Here is a 14,206-nt window from a genome sequence, read left to right as displayed (position 1 = left end):
TCGTGTACGAGCGCAGACCCGGCTCCCTCCCGATCACCTGGGGCTTCGCAACAGCCTCCAACTTGACAGAGAAGACCTGGTTGAGATCGGCGGCCTCGACATCCGCGCCCAACCTCTGGGATCCCGCCAGCTGGTCCGCTCGCCTGTCCATGCAGTTGGAGAGAGATTGGGCTGGGAGCAAAGGACCTTCGGCGCAATTGTCGGTCGCGTCCGGCATAGTACCGCCGGGGCAGGCCGTCATCCCCAACAGCGCGGCCAGTCCTGCCGTTCGTGCTGCTGTCGCAGCGTGCGGCGTCGGTACGGTGCGGCGAGCGGCGGGTGACCGCTCGCACGATGACATGGAAAGGGCCTTATGACACCCGCTCAGCCGCTTCTGTGCCCCAGTTGCCAAGGGGTCATCGTCGGCGGTTCCTCCGAAACCTTCACCCCGTTGCGAGGCCGCATGATCGTTACCAACGGGTTTTGTCCAGGCAACTGCTCCAGCGAACACAAGCCAGACGCCAAGGACCACTCTCAGGCCACGTCGCCTTCTCCTCAGCGACGGACCGCGGCACCCTCCTGACCAACTCGACCGCACACCGGCGGTCCGCCCCCGACGGACCGCCGCAAGGGCAAACCCCGGGCATGAGCACGATCAGCCAAGCGCTGATTGAGCTCGCGGTCCTGCCACAGGCGGAAGGCGGCCAAGGTAGGCAGCGGCAGTCGGGGATCAATAGCGGAAACTGCTCCGCTCGTACCCAGCTCACGCATGGCCCTGAGTCAAGCACTACATCATGGACATGATCTTCATGACAGATGCCGGTGGGTCCGCCGTACTCACGCGGCTGGGCCGGACGGCGGAGCATGGCCCCGTCGCCCCGGTCACCTTCGGCGTCGTGGTTCTTACCGCCCGCGTCAGTCGAGGATCACGTACGGCTCCGGCGGCTCGCCGGGGAAGATCAGCGGCGCATACGGCACCGGGTTCTCGACCACCGGGATCGGCCGCTTCGTCGGTACCAGCCGGTCCGCCACCACGTCGCCGTGGCGATCGACGGTGCCGAAGCAGTAGCCCCGTTCGCGCGCGGCGTCGATGAGCAGCGCCAGCCCGCCGTTCGTGCCGGGACCGGCCGGGCTGTCGTACGGGCCGTCGTGCAGCGAGATGATCGCGCCCGGGTACAGCTGCTCGACGATCGCGTCGCTGATCTCCTGCGCCGTGCGCTCCGGCACCCAGTCGTCGGTGCCGATGCGGGTCATGTAGGCCGTGTATCCCATGTCCGCGATGATCTGCCGGACCTGCGCGTTCGCGGCGCCGAACGGCGGGCGGATGCCCTGGAACGAGATCGGCGCGCCGACACTGGCGAACGCGGCCTGCGCGGCCAGGATCTCGCGGCGGACCCCGTCCGGCCCTTCGCTCGTCAGCACCTGATTGAGGTTCGCGTGGCTGTAGGTGTGGTTGAGCAGCTCATGCCCCTCGGCGAGCTGGAACCTGGCGAACTGCGGGTTGGCCAGGACCCGGGTGCCGGTATCCATGAACACGCCGGTCACCTGCTTCTCGCGGAGGATCCGCAGCGTCTCGGTCCGGTAGTGCGACGGGCCGTCGTCGAACTGGATGGCCAGCCGCCGGTCGCAGGTGTTCGGGATGGATTCGTCGCGCGGGCCGCCGACGTGGGTGCGAGCGGCGGCCAGGACGATGCGGGCCCGGTCCCGGGCGCTGAGCCGACCGGCGGTGACGAACTCGTCGGCGGCCGCGCGCACCGCGAACACGAAGCCGGCGTGGCTGCTGAACGGCTCCCGCTTCCAGACACGGTCCAGCAGGGTGCAGCCGTCGGGGCCCCCGGGGTTGGGGATGCCGGTATCGACGCGCGGCGGGCCGAACCAGACCGTGGTCTCGGTGGACCAGCCGTTCGGGCAGGCGTCGGTCCCGGTCTCGGTTTCAGTCCTGGTTCCAGCCTCTGCCCCGGCCTCGGCCTCGGCCGATCCGGGTGGCCCGGCCGCCGGGTCCGCGGCGGGCGCGGCAGCCGCCGTACCTGCCAGCGCGGCGACGGCCAGCACCGCCAGCGCCGCAGCCGTCGCCAATCGTCCTGCCACCGTCTTGGCCATGGCCACTCCCTGGGGTCGAGGGCATGCCGAGCGCGAGATCTGCTCAGGACGAAGTGAAACGTCCGGCAGACCGCTGACCTCTGTGAAGCTACCTGCGACAGATCATCATCGGAACCCCTAAATGGAGGGCGGTGGACAACTTTCTCATCATGGTGATCCTGAACTCATGGCCGGCCAGGCCGCGACGGCGGCGGCCAGTGTTCCGGCGACCGGCGCGCGAGGGCCTAAATTGCTGGCCCTTACTTGAGGCGACCCGGCCTCGGTGACGGCCCGCCAGCGCCGGGGCGGCCGGCGTCTCCGGCCCGCGAGCCCATCCCGCCGCCCAGCACCAACGCCGCCGGATCGACGATCGCACTGACCGCCCGCGGCAGCAAGCTGGTGGAGTCACCTATTCGACTATCGCGAGTTCTCGATGCCGAGGGCTGTGGTAGTGACTTTCGTGATGTCGGCGGCAACAAGCCGGGCTCTCGGGCAGCTGGTGCGCGCGGATGGGCGAAGTGGGCCCAACTATGTCGGTAGGGCCTGCCAAGATCGCGACATGACAATCGATGCGCTGACGCCGTTCCGCTGGCTGCAACCGCCGTACGGCGATCGGGGCGACCTGCTCGGCGAGATCTACTGCGTGACCTTGCTGCGCGGGCTCGACCCGGACGAGGTGCTGCGCCGGTTCGGCGCCCGCACGAGCACGCAGATGAGCTTCGCCGACCTGGAGCTGGCGGTTTCCGACTTCACGGTGGCGACCGAGGGTGGCCGGGGAGGTGGTTATGTCGCAGTGGTCGCGACCAGCGATGGGTGCGCGGCGGTGGAGCTGTGTGGCTGGTCGGGGACGGGCAACCCGATGCTGGAGCGTCTGTCGGCCGGCACCGACGTGGTGTCCGTCCTGCGGCATAACTATGCCTGCGACTACTTTCATTACGCCGCGGACGGCATGGTGCTCACGGCTTTCGACCCGACTTTTCCCGAGCGTCGCTCCGGTGCCGACACCGACCGCCTCGCCAGCCTCATGCGCGAGTTCGGCCTGCCTCTCGAGGAGAGCTCAGATGAGGACTGGGACCAACGCTACGACGACCTGCCCGGACATGACCTCGCGCGGATGTTCGCGATGGCGGCCCGCCTCACCGGCGTGACGTTCACCGCCGACCTGCTGGACGGACCACTCCTGGTGGGCGCGATCGCCGACCTGCCACCGCCAAAAGAGCCTCAGCCCGGGAAGAGCCTCGGCGATTTACTCGAGCAGCTGAAAGCGGCAAGCGGCCCTGAGTCTGATCACGGCGCCGCTTAACCCCCATGCGCCTGCGGTACTGACTGGTGGGCTCGCCTATTCAGCTGTCATAAGTTGTCGTTCCTGTAAGGCCTTATGGTGACGTTCCGTGTTCCCCGGCGGCGTAGCGGTTCCACCGTCCGCCACCTTCTCGAAAGAGGCGGGCGGTGGTCTTGTCGCGGTAGTTGAACGCGTCGGCAACGACCGGGGCAGGCATCTCCAGGAGTTGTCGACCGACCCTGCCCGACGCGACTCTGCCCGGCAGCCGGGGGGTCGCCACCAATCAGGGCGATACCGGGCAAATGAAACATCGCATCACTGGACAGAGGGCGCCTGCCACTCCCTGACTGCCCGATCGCCGTCACCGGCTCCTACGATCACTCGGTACGGATCCGGGACCTGCAGGTTTCCTTCCTGGTCGAGTTCGGAGCTCGGCGGTTGCCGATATTCGTTCACCGCCTGTTCCGCTTGTTGCGGATGAGGAGCAGCCTGTCCAGATCGGTGATCTTCAATAGTCTGGCCACCGGCCCGTCGGGATCGACCTCTACGGTCAGGCGGCCCCGGGCTTGGTGAATCCGCCGCCACATCGCGATCATGACCCGCAGTCCTGAAGCGTCACAGAAACGCAGCCGGGTCAGGTCGAGGATCACCGCGGATGGGTGGACGCCGTCCATAGCGCGTTCCGCAGCGTTCTTCAGCAGGGGAGCGGTGCTGATGTCCAGTTCGCCGACGGCCTGCACGACGACGTCGGGACCGCGCGAGACGATCTGGACATCGAGCAGCGGCGAAGCGGATGGCCTTGGCGACTCCATGATCACCTCCCTTCAGCGCCCTGGGTGTTTGTCAGCGCGTCCGGGTTGGCGCGCCCGGGGCCCGTGTCCCTCGGCTTTGGGCGGCGTGAGGATGATCTGCTGATGAAGCGGCCGCCGCGTCACGTCCGGCCCTCCACGGGCGCCTGTCGATCGTTGTCTTGCGGTGACCCGGCAGGTCGATGGACGCGGCACTGGCGTTCAGCTGACGCCCGGTATCGGCCATGACGCTCTCGAGCCACCCTTTCAGTTGCGCGTGGGCGATACGCAACTCGGCGGTCGTCGGTGGCGCGACCTGGTTGTCCAAGCGCATGCGAAGAGCGGTCAGCTCTGCGTGCAGCTCAGGACGCAGCAGGTCGGCCAGCTCGTCGATGAGCTGGTGATGCAGGCGCAGCATTCGGGCGCGGGCCCCCTGGTTCAGTTCCACATAGCGCAACTCGGCGGCCATGGTGGAGGCCATCGCGGCAAGGCGTACTAGCTTGCCCGACGTGGGCACGCCTTGAACCGGGGCGTGGCCTTGGTCGATGTTCATCGTCGAGTCCTCCTGCCTGTGCCGTGATGGGAGTTCTCGTCTCGATTTGCTAGACGGTCGGCTCCGCGACCGGCGGCAGGTGATTCCGACGCCGGGACCTTCCGTGCAGGGACACCTGCTGGACACATGCTGCACGCACGTATCGCGCGAGCGGAGGAGCGCTCGTTCCGCCTGTGTATGGGTGGGGTGTGCGCCACTCCAGCAAGGCCGACCGGTCGTTTCCGATGTTCGAAAGCGCTACCAGGACAGCATCGCCGACAAGTTTGCTATAGCTCACAGCGCAGATATTTGTCAACTCGACCATTGGAGGTGAGCCTGAGAGGGTTGGGGCTGACCAGCGAAGGTCCCGTCGCTGTAGCTATGCCGCCCGACCGTCCGAGTCTGAGCAGCGCACGATCAAGGGTGCACGGCTTGACGACAAGCGCAGGAATGTTGTAACTGTAGTTGTAGGTTCTCTAGTGCGAAGGGAAGGCATTCCGGGCACCCAAGAGTCCCGGAGATCTTCGGAGGTGAAGCGCGATGCTGCTGACGGCGATCGACCCGTTTATCCAGGAGTTCGAGCGTCAGTTCGACAGGCTCACCCGCCAGGCCGCGGGGCAGGGCGGCGACGCGTTGATGCCGATGGACGGCATCCGCCGCGCCGACGACGTGGTACTGCGGTTCGACCTGCCGGGCATCGATCCCGGCTCCATCGAGGTCACCGTCGACCGCGGCGTCCTGTCGGTGACCGCCCGGCGCGAGGAGGAATTCGGCGAGAACGAACGCGTGTTCGTCCGCGAGCGGGTGATGGGCGCCTTTACCCGCCGGGTCTACCTGTCCGAGCACCTCGACCCTGACGCGATCGAGGCCGGCTACGACAACGGCGTACTCACGGTCCGCATCCCAGTCCTCGAGCGCGCCAAGCCACGCAAGGTGGCCATCCAGCGCTCCGGGCAGCAGAAGGCGATCAAGAGCTGACCGCCCCGCAATGATACTCGGCCCCTGCCCGGCGCAGCCGGGCAGGCGGCCGCGCCCACGGACAATCCGGGCGCCAGGAGGCTATATGAAACTGCCGATGGACGACGAACACGCCGCCCTGTTCACCGTCGGCCAAGTCGCCTCGATGCTCGACGTCCAGCAGTCGTTCCTCCGACGCATCGACAACAACCACATCATCTCCCCGCAGCGCTCCGCGGGCGGACAGCGCCGCTACAGCCGCCACGAGATCGTCCGCCTCCAGCAGGTGGTTTCGATGATGAATGAGGGCATGACCCTGCCAGCCATCCGCCGCATCATCGAACTGCAGCACGAACTCACCGAGATCACCCGCCAACGCGACGAACTCGCCCGGCGCCTGGCCGACCTGCAGCCCACGTCTGACGACAAGCCCTCCTGAGCCATAGCGACGGTCTTGGCTTGTCATTCAGGTTCTGAGCTTCATGCGTGCCCTGTTCGGCGCGGCCGACCTTGGCATTGCTCAGGTCGGCCGCGTCAGCCGGCCGGTCACGTCCTCGACTTCCACGGTGGCGCGGGCCGGGCCGGTCCGTATGCTGAGCGTGCCGGCCGCGTCGCCGTGATCGGGAATGTTGGTGACGGCCTCGCTGACCGCCAGCACCGGACCCTCTAAGGGGTGGCGGACGCATTTTCTGCGGATATGGTCCTGAGCTGCGGTTACGTGTCCGCGCTGAGGTGTCGGTAGATGGTGGGGCGGGTGACGCCGAACTCGTCGGCCGGGCGAGATGCGCGACAGGATCTCGTCCGGTACGTCACGGCCTTGGGAGCGCAGCTCCAGCATCGCCCTGGAATAATATTCTGTCGCCCACGCGACCCGGTGGCGGTCTTCGGCCAGGTCGAGGGCCAGGTCGAGGATGAAGGAGCGTTCGGTGTGCTCACCGGCCGCGATGCCCTACCGGACACGGCACACGGAGACCCCTGTTCGGTCGGGTGTCCTTGGTCGCGTTCGTCAAACGTCCGTTGGATGAACACCTGAACGTCTCCACCGATCCGCCCCGCGGTGTCTTTCTGCCGTACTCCGGCCGACCCCCTACTTGTGGGCGACTGGCCCATGACAGTGACGGCCCGAGCCGGTCTTCAGAGGTCGCTGCCGGGTGGGGAGGACTCCAACGTCACGTGGGCCAGGACGGGACTCTCTGATCAAGAACGGACTCGTCTATGCACCCGAGCATGGACACGTCGCGTACACGGTTCCGTGCATGGCCGGGGGCCTTCATCAGCCGCCGGCCAAGCGATTGAGGAAGGTATCAGTCGAGGGATAGCCCTGCGGCCGGAGTCACCCGGGCGGCCCTGCGTGCCGGGAGAACAGCGGCGAGGAGTCCGGCCAGGGCGGCGACGAGGACGACGACGCCGAGTGATGGCCAGGGGACCTGCATGCTCGCGTCCTTGAGAGCCGGCTTCACGACCGTCTCGTAGCCGGCCCAGGCGAACCCGACGCCGATCACGGTGCCGAGCAGGGTGGCCACCACCGACAGCAGCATTGCCTCAGTCGCCAGCATCCGCCGTAGCTGCCTGCGGGTGAGCCCGAGCGCGCGCAGCATCGCGTGTTCGCGGGCGCGTTCGAGGACGGAGAGCCCCAGGGTGTTCGCGATCCCGATCAGGGCGATCACCACGGCGATTCCGAGCAGGCCGAGCACCGACCAGGTGAGGATTCGCAGCAGTTGGTCCTCCGTCGCCCGGGCCTGCAGGTTGTCGTGGATCTCCGCGCCGGCCGCATTCGCCAGCCCGGCCAGATCGCCGACGAGCTCGAGCGGGTCGGCGCCTGCGGAGGCGCGGACCCAGATGACGTGCGGTTCGGGGGCGTCGGTGAGCTGTGCCAGGGTCGCGGGCGCGACCACGCCCGCCTGGCCCCAGCCGGTGCCGGCGGCGACCTGCAACTGGGCTCGCCGGTCGCCGACGCGCACCGTGACCCGGTCACCGGGCCGCAAGCTCAGGTTCTTGTCAAAGGCCGCATAATCGAGTCTGATCTTCCCCGGCTCCACCCGGGCGAACGACCCACCGTCGCGGGCCACCCGCTCCGCGTCCGGCGCGGTGACGACCAGGATCGGTTCGTCGAGCCCCGCCACCTGAGCCATGGCGCCCTCCACCGGTATGGCCTGCTCCACACCGGGAGTACGACGTACCTGGTCGAGGAGGTCGGTGGTGACCGGCGTCTCGGGCGAGGTGAGCGCGACATCGATGGGGTGATCCCTGTCGCGTTCCTCGTCCACGGCCGCACGTGTCGTGGCCGATCCGGTGAGCACTGCGGTCGTCAGGGTGACGCAGACCAGCAGGGAGGCGGTGGTGGCGGCGGTCCGGCGGGGGTTGCGCACGGCGTTCTTGGTTGCCAGCCGCCCGGCGGGGCCGAGCAGCGCGCCGGTGATCCGGACCAGACGGGGAACGAGCGCCGGCCCGAACAGGAGCACACCGGCGAACACCGATCCGCCGCCGGCCAGCATGAGCACCGTACTGTCCTGGACCATTGCCACCCCGAGCAGTGCCAGCCCGGTGACCAGGAGGAGTGCGGCGAGCGCCAGCCGTACCCGGCCGGTGGCCGTGTGTCCGTCGACCGCGGTATCCGGGCGCAGTGCCGCCAGCGGGCTCACCCGGACCACACGCCGGGTCGGCAACAAGGAGGCGAGCAGGGTGACGACCAGGCCGACGGTGAACCCGCCCACCAGCCAGGGCGTGGGCAGTTCGGCGGCGCCCATCGGGGTGGTGGGTGCGAGGGTGTTGATCAGGGGGATCAGCGCGTAGCCGAGGCCGACGCCGACCAGTGTCCCGGTCAGCGACGCGAGCACGCCGACGGCGGCCGCCTCGCGGCGTACCGAATCCATCACCTGCCGCCGGGTCGCGCCGACGCAGCGCAGCAGTGCGAAGTCGCGCAGGCGTTGCGCGAACAGGACGGAGAACGTGTTCGCGACGACCAGGACCGAGACGAAGACCGCGATGGCGGCGAACACCAGCAGTATCAATGCGATCATGTCCGCGTGGTTGCTGAGCTTGGCCTGGCCGTTCCTGACGTACTCCTCCGGCGAGTACAGCGCGGCGCCCTCCGGGAGCTGGCCCACCTTCCCGCGTACCGCCACCCTGCTCACGTGGAAGGAGGGTTGGTCGCGCCAGTGCAGGAACTGCGGCCAGGTGACGTACACCGAGGCCTGGGCCGTGGGAGAGGGCGACTCCACGAGGCCGACCACTTCTAGGTCGGTCGCGGTGGCGCCCTCGCCGAGCCGAATCCGGTCGCCGATCGCGATTTCCCTGGCCTGGGCGTCCCACACGTGCACCGCCGCCTCGCCCGTGCGTTCCGGGAAGCGGCCTGAGATGAGCTTCTGCCAGCGCATCTCCTCCGCAGGGGCGATCGGCCCCACGGTCATCTCGGAGGCCGGCCTGTCGCCCGTGCGCGTCGGCAGCAGGACCAGGCCGAGCCCGGATGCGTTCTTGCCAAGGCGCTCGACGATCTCGATCGCGACTGACGTGTCCAGGGTGTCGTCCACATGGACGGCGTCGACCACGTGGTCGGCGTTGCGGAACGGCGCCCCGGCGTTCTCCATGAATCCGGCGCGTGCCCCGGACGTGATCACGCCGATCACGACGACGAAGGCGACCGAGACGATGACCGCGATCGCCGCTGCGACGTACCTGCGGGTGTGGGTGCGCAGCGACGCGAGGAAGACGGTGCGCATCAGGCGATCCGCCCGTCCTGCATGGTGACCACGTCGTCGGCGTAGGTCGCCGCGTCCCGCTCGTGGGTGACCATCACGATGGTCTGGCCGAGCTCGCGCGCCGACCGGCGCAGGTGATTCAGCACCTCCGCCGACGTGGTGCTGTCCAGGTTTCCGGTGGGCTCGTCGGCGAACAGCAGGTCCGGCTGGGTGATCAGGGCCCGGGCGATCGCAACCCGCTGCTGCTGGCCGCCGGACAGTTCTGCGGGCCGGTGACCGAGTCTGTCTGCCACGCCGAGGATATCGGCGAGCATGTGCGCGCGCTCCCGCGCCGCGTCGTCGGTCCGGCGACCGCCCAGCTCGAGCGGGAGAACGATGTTCTCGCCCGCGGTGAGCATCGGCAGCAGGTTGAACGACTGGAACACGAAACCGATGTGCTCGCGGCGGAAGATCGTGAGCGCGTCGTCGTCGAGTGATCCGAGGTCGGTGCCGGCCACGGTGACGGTGCCGCCGCTGGCATGGTCGAGTCCGGCCAGGCAGTGCATCAGCGTGGACTTGCCCGACCCACTCGGCCCCATGATCGCGGTGAACCTCCCTCGGTGGAGGTCGAGGTCGATGCCGCGCAGGGCGTGCACCTGGGCATCGCCTTGGCCGTAGGTCTTGGTCAGGTCCCGCGCGCTGGCGGCCACGGTCGCCTGAGTGGTGGTCCTCATGACGCCAGTCAAGGCAGCGTGGCGTTGTCAGCACGTATGTGGTTTTCGATATGCCGACGATATGCTCCGGCTCCTAGCATCAAGAGCATGCGTGTGTTGATCGTCGAGGACGAACCCTACCTGGCAGAAGCCATCCGTGATGGCCTACGCCTGGCAGCGATCGCCGCCGACATCGCAGGTGACGGTGACACCGCGTCGGAACTGCTGAGCATCAACGCCTACGACATCGCCGTCCTCGACCGCGACATCCCCGGCCCCTCCGGCGACGAGATCGCCGAACGCATCGTCGCCTCCGGCAGTGGCCTGCCTATCCTCATGCTCACCGCTGCCGACCGGCTCGACGACAAGGCCTCCGGGTTCGAACTCGGCGCCGACGACTACCTCACGAAGCCCTTCGAACTCCGAGAACTCGTGCTCCGTCTCAGAGCACTCGACCGCAGGCGCGCCCACAACCGACCACCCGTGCGAGAGATCGCAGGGCTGCGTCTGGATCCGTTCCGCCGCGAGGTCTACCGCGACGGCCGCTATGTCGCGCTCACCCGGAAACAGTTCGCCGTGCTCGAAGTCCTCGTCGCTGCCGAGGGTGGTGTCGTCAGCGCCGAAGAACTCTTAGAGCAAGCGTGGGATGAGAACGCCGACCCCTTCACCAATGCCGTGCGCATCACTGTCTCGGCACTGCGCAAACGGCTCGGCGAACCCGGGATCATCGCCACCGTGGCCGGCGTCGGCTACCGCATCGACACAGCACCCGGCACGGGACGTGGGGGAGGGAACCGTGGATAGGGCGCCTGGTTTGAGCGTTCGTCTCAAACTTGCCCTCAGCTATGCCGGGTTCGTCACGCTTGCAGGTGCCTTGGTACTCGCGGTCGTGTGGGTGTTTCTTCGGCGTTATTTGTCCGACGGTGTGATCTTCACCTTCAGTCGTTTTGTTCCCGACCGGCCCGACCCGCTGCACGCCTTCGCTCCGGTGGCAGCCGCAGTGTTCGCGTTCCTGCTGGTGTTCGGTGTCGCGGGAGGGTGGATTCTCGCCAGTCGCATGCTCACCCCTCTGACTCGCATCACAGACGCCACACGCAGGGCCGCGAACGGATCACTATCCCACCGAATCCGGCTACGGGGCCGCAGAGATGAGTTCCGCGAACTCGCCGACGCCTTCGACACCATGCTCCTACGGCTCGAATCACACGTCGCCGAACAGCAGAGATTCGCAGCCAACGCCTCCCACGAACTGCGCACCCCACTGGCGATCACGCAGACGCTTCTCGACGTGGCCCGCAACGATCTGAACCGCGACACCGGCGAACTTGTCGACCGCCTCCACGCCGTCAACACCCGAGCGATCGACCTCACTGAAGCATTGCTCCTGCTCAGCCGCGCCGACCAACGGTCCTACGCCCGAGTACACGTCGACCTGTCCCTGATAGCGGAAGAAGCCACTGAAACGCTCCTGCCCCTCGCAGAAAAACGCGGCCTCACCATCGAGACCTCCGGCGACATCACCCCCGCCATCGGTTCACATGCGCTCCTGCTGCAGATGACTACGAACCTCGTGCACAACGCGATCGTCCACAACCTCCCTGAACAGGGCACTGTGTGGGTCACGACCACCGTTCACCCCGAGACTGTGGTGCTCACTGTCGAGAACACCGGCGAGAGGCTCGCCCCACCATTGGTTTCCACGCTTGTCGAGCCGTTTCAGCGCGGCACCGAACGCATACGCGCCGACCACGCAGGTGTCGGCCTCGGCCTGGCAATCGTCAAGAGCATCGCCCAAGCACACGACGGAACCCTCACCCTCACCCCCCGCCCCGCGGGCGGGCTCCGCGTCACGGTGCAACTACCCGCGGCACCACCTCGGTAGGTCTCCTCGTCGATGGCGCGGAGGACGTCCCAGCCGTGCCAGGTCGCGATGAGTGCCGCGTCGATCGCCGGGTCGGAAAGGATCGCCATGTCCCAGTCGAGGACGCCGGTCAGCTTGCCGTCCTTGCCGAAGTGGGCGTTGCCGGCGCCGAGGTCGCCGTGGACGAGCCTGCCCGGGACCTCCTCGAGCGCCAGCAGCGCGTCCAGCCACTGGCGGACTCCGTCACGCCACCTCGACCGCAGGTGTGGAACGATCTGGTCGTTCAGGATGTCGGTGAGAAGTAGCAGCGTCCAGAAAACGGCTTCTTACTCTTCGCGATCAAACAGGCACCTATATGGAGGATGTCGGCGTGCTGCTCGTGTGGGGTTCGCACTTCCTGTACGCCGACCCTTGGTGCTAGGGACGGTCGGATGAGATTCGGTGCGCGAACCGCACGGTGATGGACAAGCCGCCTTCTGGGCGTGCGCTGGTGGTGAGGGTGGCGTGGTGAGCCTGCGTGACGGCATTGACGATGGCGAGACCGAGGCCGTAGCCACGGTGCCGGCCGTTACGATCGGGCGCCAGTTTCTGGAAAGGGTGAAAGAGGCGCTGGATCTGGCCGTCGGGGATGACGGGCCCGCTGTTGGTTACCGTGAGGACTGCCTGCGTGCCGGAGGCCTGCGTAGTGATCTTTACGTGCCCGTCCGCATGGTTGTGGCGGATGGCGTTGTCGATGAGGTTGGCGACGAGGCTTTCGATCAGTCTCGCGTCGCCGGCGGTGGCTGCGGGCGTCAGGTGTTCGACGAGGTCGACTCCTGCCTCCGTTGCTGGGCCGCGGCGCGTGGCAAGCACTCCTTCGACGACGCGGGCGAGGTCGAAGATGTCCCAGCGGGCGACGCCGCGGTCGCTGGTGGCCAGCGTGAGCAACGCTTCGACGAGCCGCTCCTGGTGTTCGCCCAGAGCGAGGGCCTCCTGGCAGGCCGTGCGCAGGGCATCGGCGTCGGCATCTGGGTCGGCTAGGGCGACTTCAAGAAGGGTGCGCAGGCCGGCGAGAGGAGTGCGCAGTTCGTGAGAGGCGTTGGCGACGAAGTGGCGCTGGGCATCGAAGGAAGCCTGAAGGCGGGCGAACAGGTCGTCGAGGGTGTGACCGAGCTCGGTCAGTTCGTCCGCAGGCTCGCCGAGGTCGAGGCGCCGGTGGAGATCTTCGGAAGAGATGATTCTGGCGGTGGCGGTGATGGCGCGCAGCGGGCGCAGGAACCGGCCCGCGACGAACCAGCCCAGAGCCAGCGCGACGGGAATCAGGACGATCAGAGCGACGGCGGAGCCGGCGAGGAGTTGGGGCAGGCTGATCCCGGGCCCGGTTTGAGTGATCGCTCTCGCTGAGGGGCGGCCCTTGGGTATGGCCGCATCGATGTTGGCGAGCGGGACGGCGACGAGGGCGAGCACGAAGAGCCCGGCGGCGTAGAAGCCCGCTGCGTAGGCGAGCGCAAGCCGCGTCTGCAGAGATCTTCTGGCGAGCCGCTGGAAGGTCATGACAGTCCGATGCGGTAGCCGCCTTGACGGACGGTCTCGATCACGGGCGGGTCGCCGAGCTTGCCCCGCAACCGGTGCACGGTGTGCTTGACGGCACTGCTGAACGGATCGGCGGCCTCGTCCCAGACACGTTCGAGCAGTTCCTCAGCGGAGATGACCAGGCCGGGCCTGGCGAGCAGGCATTCGAGCAGGGCGAACTCCCTGGGGCTCAGCTCAAGGCGCCGCCCGGCCCGCAACGCGACACGACGGGCCGGATCAAGGGTGATGTCCCCGCAGGCCAGGGTGGGCGGTAGCGGCGGGGTGGCGCGGCGGGCCAGGGCACGGACGCGGGCGACCAGTTCGGCGAACGCGAACGGCTTGGGCAGGTAATCGTCGGCGCCGAGACTGAGTCCGTCGACGCGGTCCTTGATCGTGCCGGAGGCGGTGAGCATCAGGACGCGGGTCTCACAGCGGCCGTGGGCCAGCCACCGGCAGATCTCGTCTCCGTGGACGCCGGGCAGGTCGCGGTCGAGGATCACCACGTCGTAGCGGATGGCGGCCAGGCGGTCGAGGGCGGCGGTCCCGTCCAGGACGACGTCGACGGCCATGCCCTCCCGGCGCAGCCCATTCCCGATGGAGCGGGCGAGGACCTCGAAGTCCTCGACGACGAGGACCCTCACCCCCGCTGCCCGCCAGTCGTCGTGCGGGCGGGGCGGCTGGATTGGCCGCTGGGTCGAGGTGCCATGTCTCAACGATGCCAGATCCCCGGTCGCAGCCGGGTCGCAGCGGCTGCGACCCGGCTGCGACCGGGTGCCGCGTACAACCG

Annotated in this window: 13 protein-coding genes and 1 pseudogene; 5 read left to right on the top strand and 9 right to left on the bottom strand. The window is 67.9% G+C overall.

What is annotated here, in order from left to right; all coding sequences use genetic code 11:
- Positions 1-894 precede the first annotated feature (894 nt).
- The gene (locus BLS95_RS46500; RefSeq protein WP_143044189.1) at positions 895-2,079 is read right to left on the bottom strand and encodes a polysaccharide deacetylase family protein; all 1,185 of its coding nucleotides are present in this window, start codon (positions 2,077-2,079) and stop codon (positions 895-897) included.
- 538 nt (positions 2,080-2,617) lie between these two features.
- Between BLS95_RS46500 and BLS95_RS46495 the strand changes: the two genes are divergently transcribed.
- Positions 2,618-3,361, top strand: a complete 744-nt coding sequence (locus BLS95_RS46495; RefSeq protein WP_143044188.1) for a DUF6461 domain-containing protein — start codon at positions 2,618-2,620, stop codon at positions 3,359-3,361.
- A gap of 431 nt (positions 3,362-3,792) precedes the next feature.
- On the opposite strand, the gene BLS95_RS46490 is transcribed toward BLS95_RS46495, so the two are convergent.
- Both BLS95_RS46490 and BLS95_RS46485 read right to left on the bottom strand, forming a co-directional pair.
- A complete protein-coding gene (locus BLS95_RS46490; RefSeq protein WP_245765708.1) occupies positions 3,793-4,152 on the bottom strand; it encodes an STAS domain-containing protein in 360 nt (119 codons plus the stop codon).
- 31 nt (positions 4,153-4,183) lie between these two features.
- Positions 4,184-4,681 carry a proteasome activator gene (locus tag BLS95_RS46485; RefSeq protein WP_090946027.1) on the bottom strand — a complete coding sequence of 166 codons (498 nt, stop codon included), beginning with the start codon at positions 4,679-4,681 and terminating at the stop codon, positions 4,184-4,186.
- A gap of 519 nt (positions 4,682-5,200) precedes the next feature.
- Between BLS95_RS46485 and BLS95_RS46480 the strand changes: the two genes are divergently transcribed.
- Positions 5,201-5,638 (top strand): Hsp20/alpha crystallin family protein, encoded by a 438-nt coding sequence (locus BLS95_RS46480; RefSeq protein WP_090946026.1) that lies wholly within the window; start codon positions 5,201-5,203, stop codon positions 5,636-5,638.
- A gap of 85 nt (positions 5,639-5,723) precedes the next feature.
- On the top strand, positions 5,724-6,056 hold the full coding sequence (locus tag BLS95_RS46475) for a MerR family transcriptional regulator (RefSeq protein WP_090946025.1): 333 nt from the start codon (positions 5,724-5,726) through the stop codon (positions 6,054-6,056).
- Positions 6,057-6,137: 81 nt separating this feature from the next.
- Here the strand turns inward: BLS95_RS46475 and BLS95_RS56360 are convergent, their stop codons facing one another.
- From BLS95_RS56360 to BLS95_RS46465, 3 genes are all read right to left on the bottom strand, one after another.
- Positions 6,138-6,455, bottom strand: a complete 318-nt coding sequence (locus BLS95_RS56360) for a hypothetical protein (protein ID WP_176993751.1) — start codon at positions 6,453-6,455, stop codon at positions 6,138-6,140.
- Between the two features lie 466 nt (positions 6,456-6,921).
- Positions 6,922-9,336, bottom strand: a complete 2,415-nt coding sequence (locus tag BLS95_RS46470; RefSeq protein WP_090946024.1) for an ABC transporter permease — start codon at positions 9,334-9,336, stop codon at positions 6,922-6,924.
- A complete protein-coding gene (locus BLS95_RS46465) occupies positions 9,336-10,028 on the bottom strand; it encodes an ABC transporter ATP-binding protein (protein WP_090946023.1) in 693 nt (230 codons plus the stop codon). The genes BLS95_RS46470 and BLS95_RS46465 overlap by 1 nt, the downstream gene beginning before the upstream one ends.
- 87 nt (positions 10,029-10,115) lie before the next feature.
- Here BLS95_RS46465 and BLS95_RS46460 point away from each other — a divergent pair, with 87 nt between their 5' ends.
- Together BLS95_RS46460 and BLS95_RS46455 are read left to right on the top strand one after the other, a co-directional pair.
- Positions 10,116-10,811 (top strand): response regulator transcription factor, encoded by a 696-nt coding sequence (locus BLS95_RS46460; RefSeq protein ID WP_090946022.1) that lies wholly within the window; start codon positions 10,116-10,118, stop codon positions 10,809-10,811.
- Positions 10,812-10,821: 10 nt separating this feature from the next.
- On the top strand, positions 10,822-11,889 hold the full coding sequence (locus tag BLS95_RS46455) for a sensor histidine kinase (RefSeq protein ID WP_281250122.1): 1,068 nt from the start codon (positions 10,822-10,824) through the stop codon (positions 11,887-11,889).
- A gap of 86 nt (positions 11,890-11,975) precedes the next feature.
- On the opposite strand, the pseudogene BLS95_RS60060 reads toward BLS95_RS46455, so the two are convergent.
- The 3 genes and pseudogenes from BLS95_RS60060 to BLS95_RS46440 all read right to left on the bottom strand — a co-directional run.
- Positions 11,976-12,083 (bottom strand): annotated as a pseudogene (locus tag BLS95_RS60060) (phosphotransferase); the annotation flags it as partial.
- Between the two features lie 202 nt (positions 12,084-12,285).
- Positions 12,286-13,401 carry a sensor histidine kinase gene (locus tag BLS95_RS46445; protein WP_090946020.1) on the bottom strand — a complete coding sequence of 372 codons (1,116 nt, stop codon included), beginning with the start codon at positions 13,399-13,401 and terminating at the stop codon, positions 12,286-12,288.
- Positions 13,398-14,060 (bottom strand): response regulator transcription factor, encoded by a 663-nt coding sequence (locus tag BLS95_RS46440; protein WP_090946019.1) that lies wholly within the window; start codon positions 14,058-14,060, stop codon positions 13,398-13,400. The genes BLS95_RS46445 and BLS95_RS46440 overlap by 4 nt, the downstream gene beginning before the upstream one ends.
- Positions 14,061-14,206 lie beyond the last annotated feature (146 nt).

This window comes from Nonomuraea jiangxiensis, assembly GCF_900099965.1.
In the GTDB taxonomy this organism is placed as follows: domain Bacteria; phylum Actinomycetota; class Actinomycetes; order Streptosporangiales; family Streptosporangiaceae; genus Nonomuraea; species Nonomuraea jiangxiensis.
Note: the sequence above shows the minus strand (reverse complement) of the source record. Positions and strands in the feature narration are given on the sequence as shown.

What these genes read in the sequence shown, in the direction of transcription:
- BLS95_RS46500 (WP_143044189.1), bottom strand. Translation starts at nt 2,079, where the DNA reads ATGGCCAAGACGGTGGCAGGACGATTGGCGACGGCTGCGGCGCTGGCG.
- BLS95_RS46495 (WP_143044188.1), top strand. Translation starts at nt 2,618, where the DNA reads ATGACAATCGATGCGCTGACGCCGTTCCGCTGGCTGCAACCGCCGTAC.
- BLS95_RS46490 (WP_245765708.1), bottom strand. Translation starts at nt 4,152, where the DNA reads ATGGAGTCGCCAAGGCCATCCGCTTCGCCGCTGCTCGATGTCCAGATC.
- BLS95_RS46485 (WP_090946027.1), bottom strand. Translation starts at nt 4,681, where the DNA reads ATGAACATCGACCAAGGCCACGCCCCGGTTCAAGGCGTGCCCACGTCG.
- BLS95_RS46480 (WP_090946026.1), top strand. Translation starts at nt 5,201, where the DNA reads ATGCTGCTGACGGCGATCGACCCGTTTATCCAGGAGTTCGAGCGTCAG.
- BLS95_RS46475 (WP_090946025.1), top strand. Translation starts at nt 5,724, where the DNA reads ATGAAACTGCCGATGGACGACGAACACGCCGCCCTGTTCACCGTCGGC.
- BLS95_RS56360 (WP_176993751.1), bottom strand. Translation starts at nt 6,455, where the DNA reads ATGCTGGAGCTGCGCTCCCAAGGCCGTGACGTACCGGACGAGATCCTG.
- BLS95_RS46470 (WP_090946024.1), bottom strand. Translation starts at nt 9,336, where the DNA reads ATGCGCACCGTCTTCCTCGCGTCGCTGCGCACCCACACCCGCAGGTAC.
- BLS95_RS46465 (WP_090946023.1), bottom strand. Translation starts at nt 10,028, where the DNA reads ATGAGGACCACCACTCAGGCGACCGTGGCCGCCAGCGCGCGGGACCTG.
- BLS95_RS46460 (WP_090946022.1), top strand. Translation starts at nt 10,116, where the DNA reads ATGCGTGTGTTGATCGTCGAGGACGAACCCTACCTGGCAGAAGCCATC.
- BLS95_RS46445 (WP_090946020.1), bottom strand. Translation starts at nt 13,401, where the DNA reads ATGACCTTCCAGCGGCTCGCCAGAAGATCTCTGCAGACGCGGCTTGCG.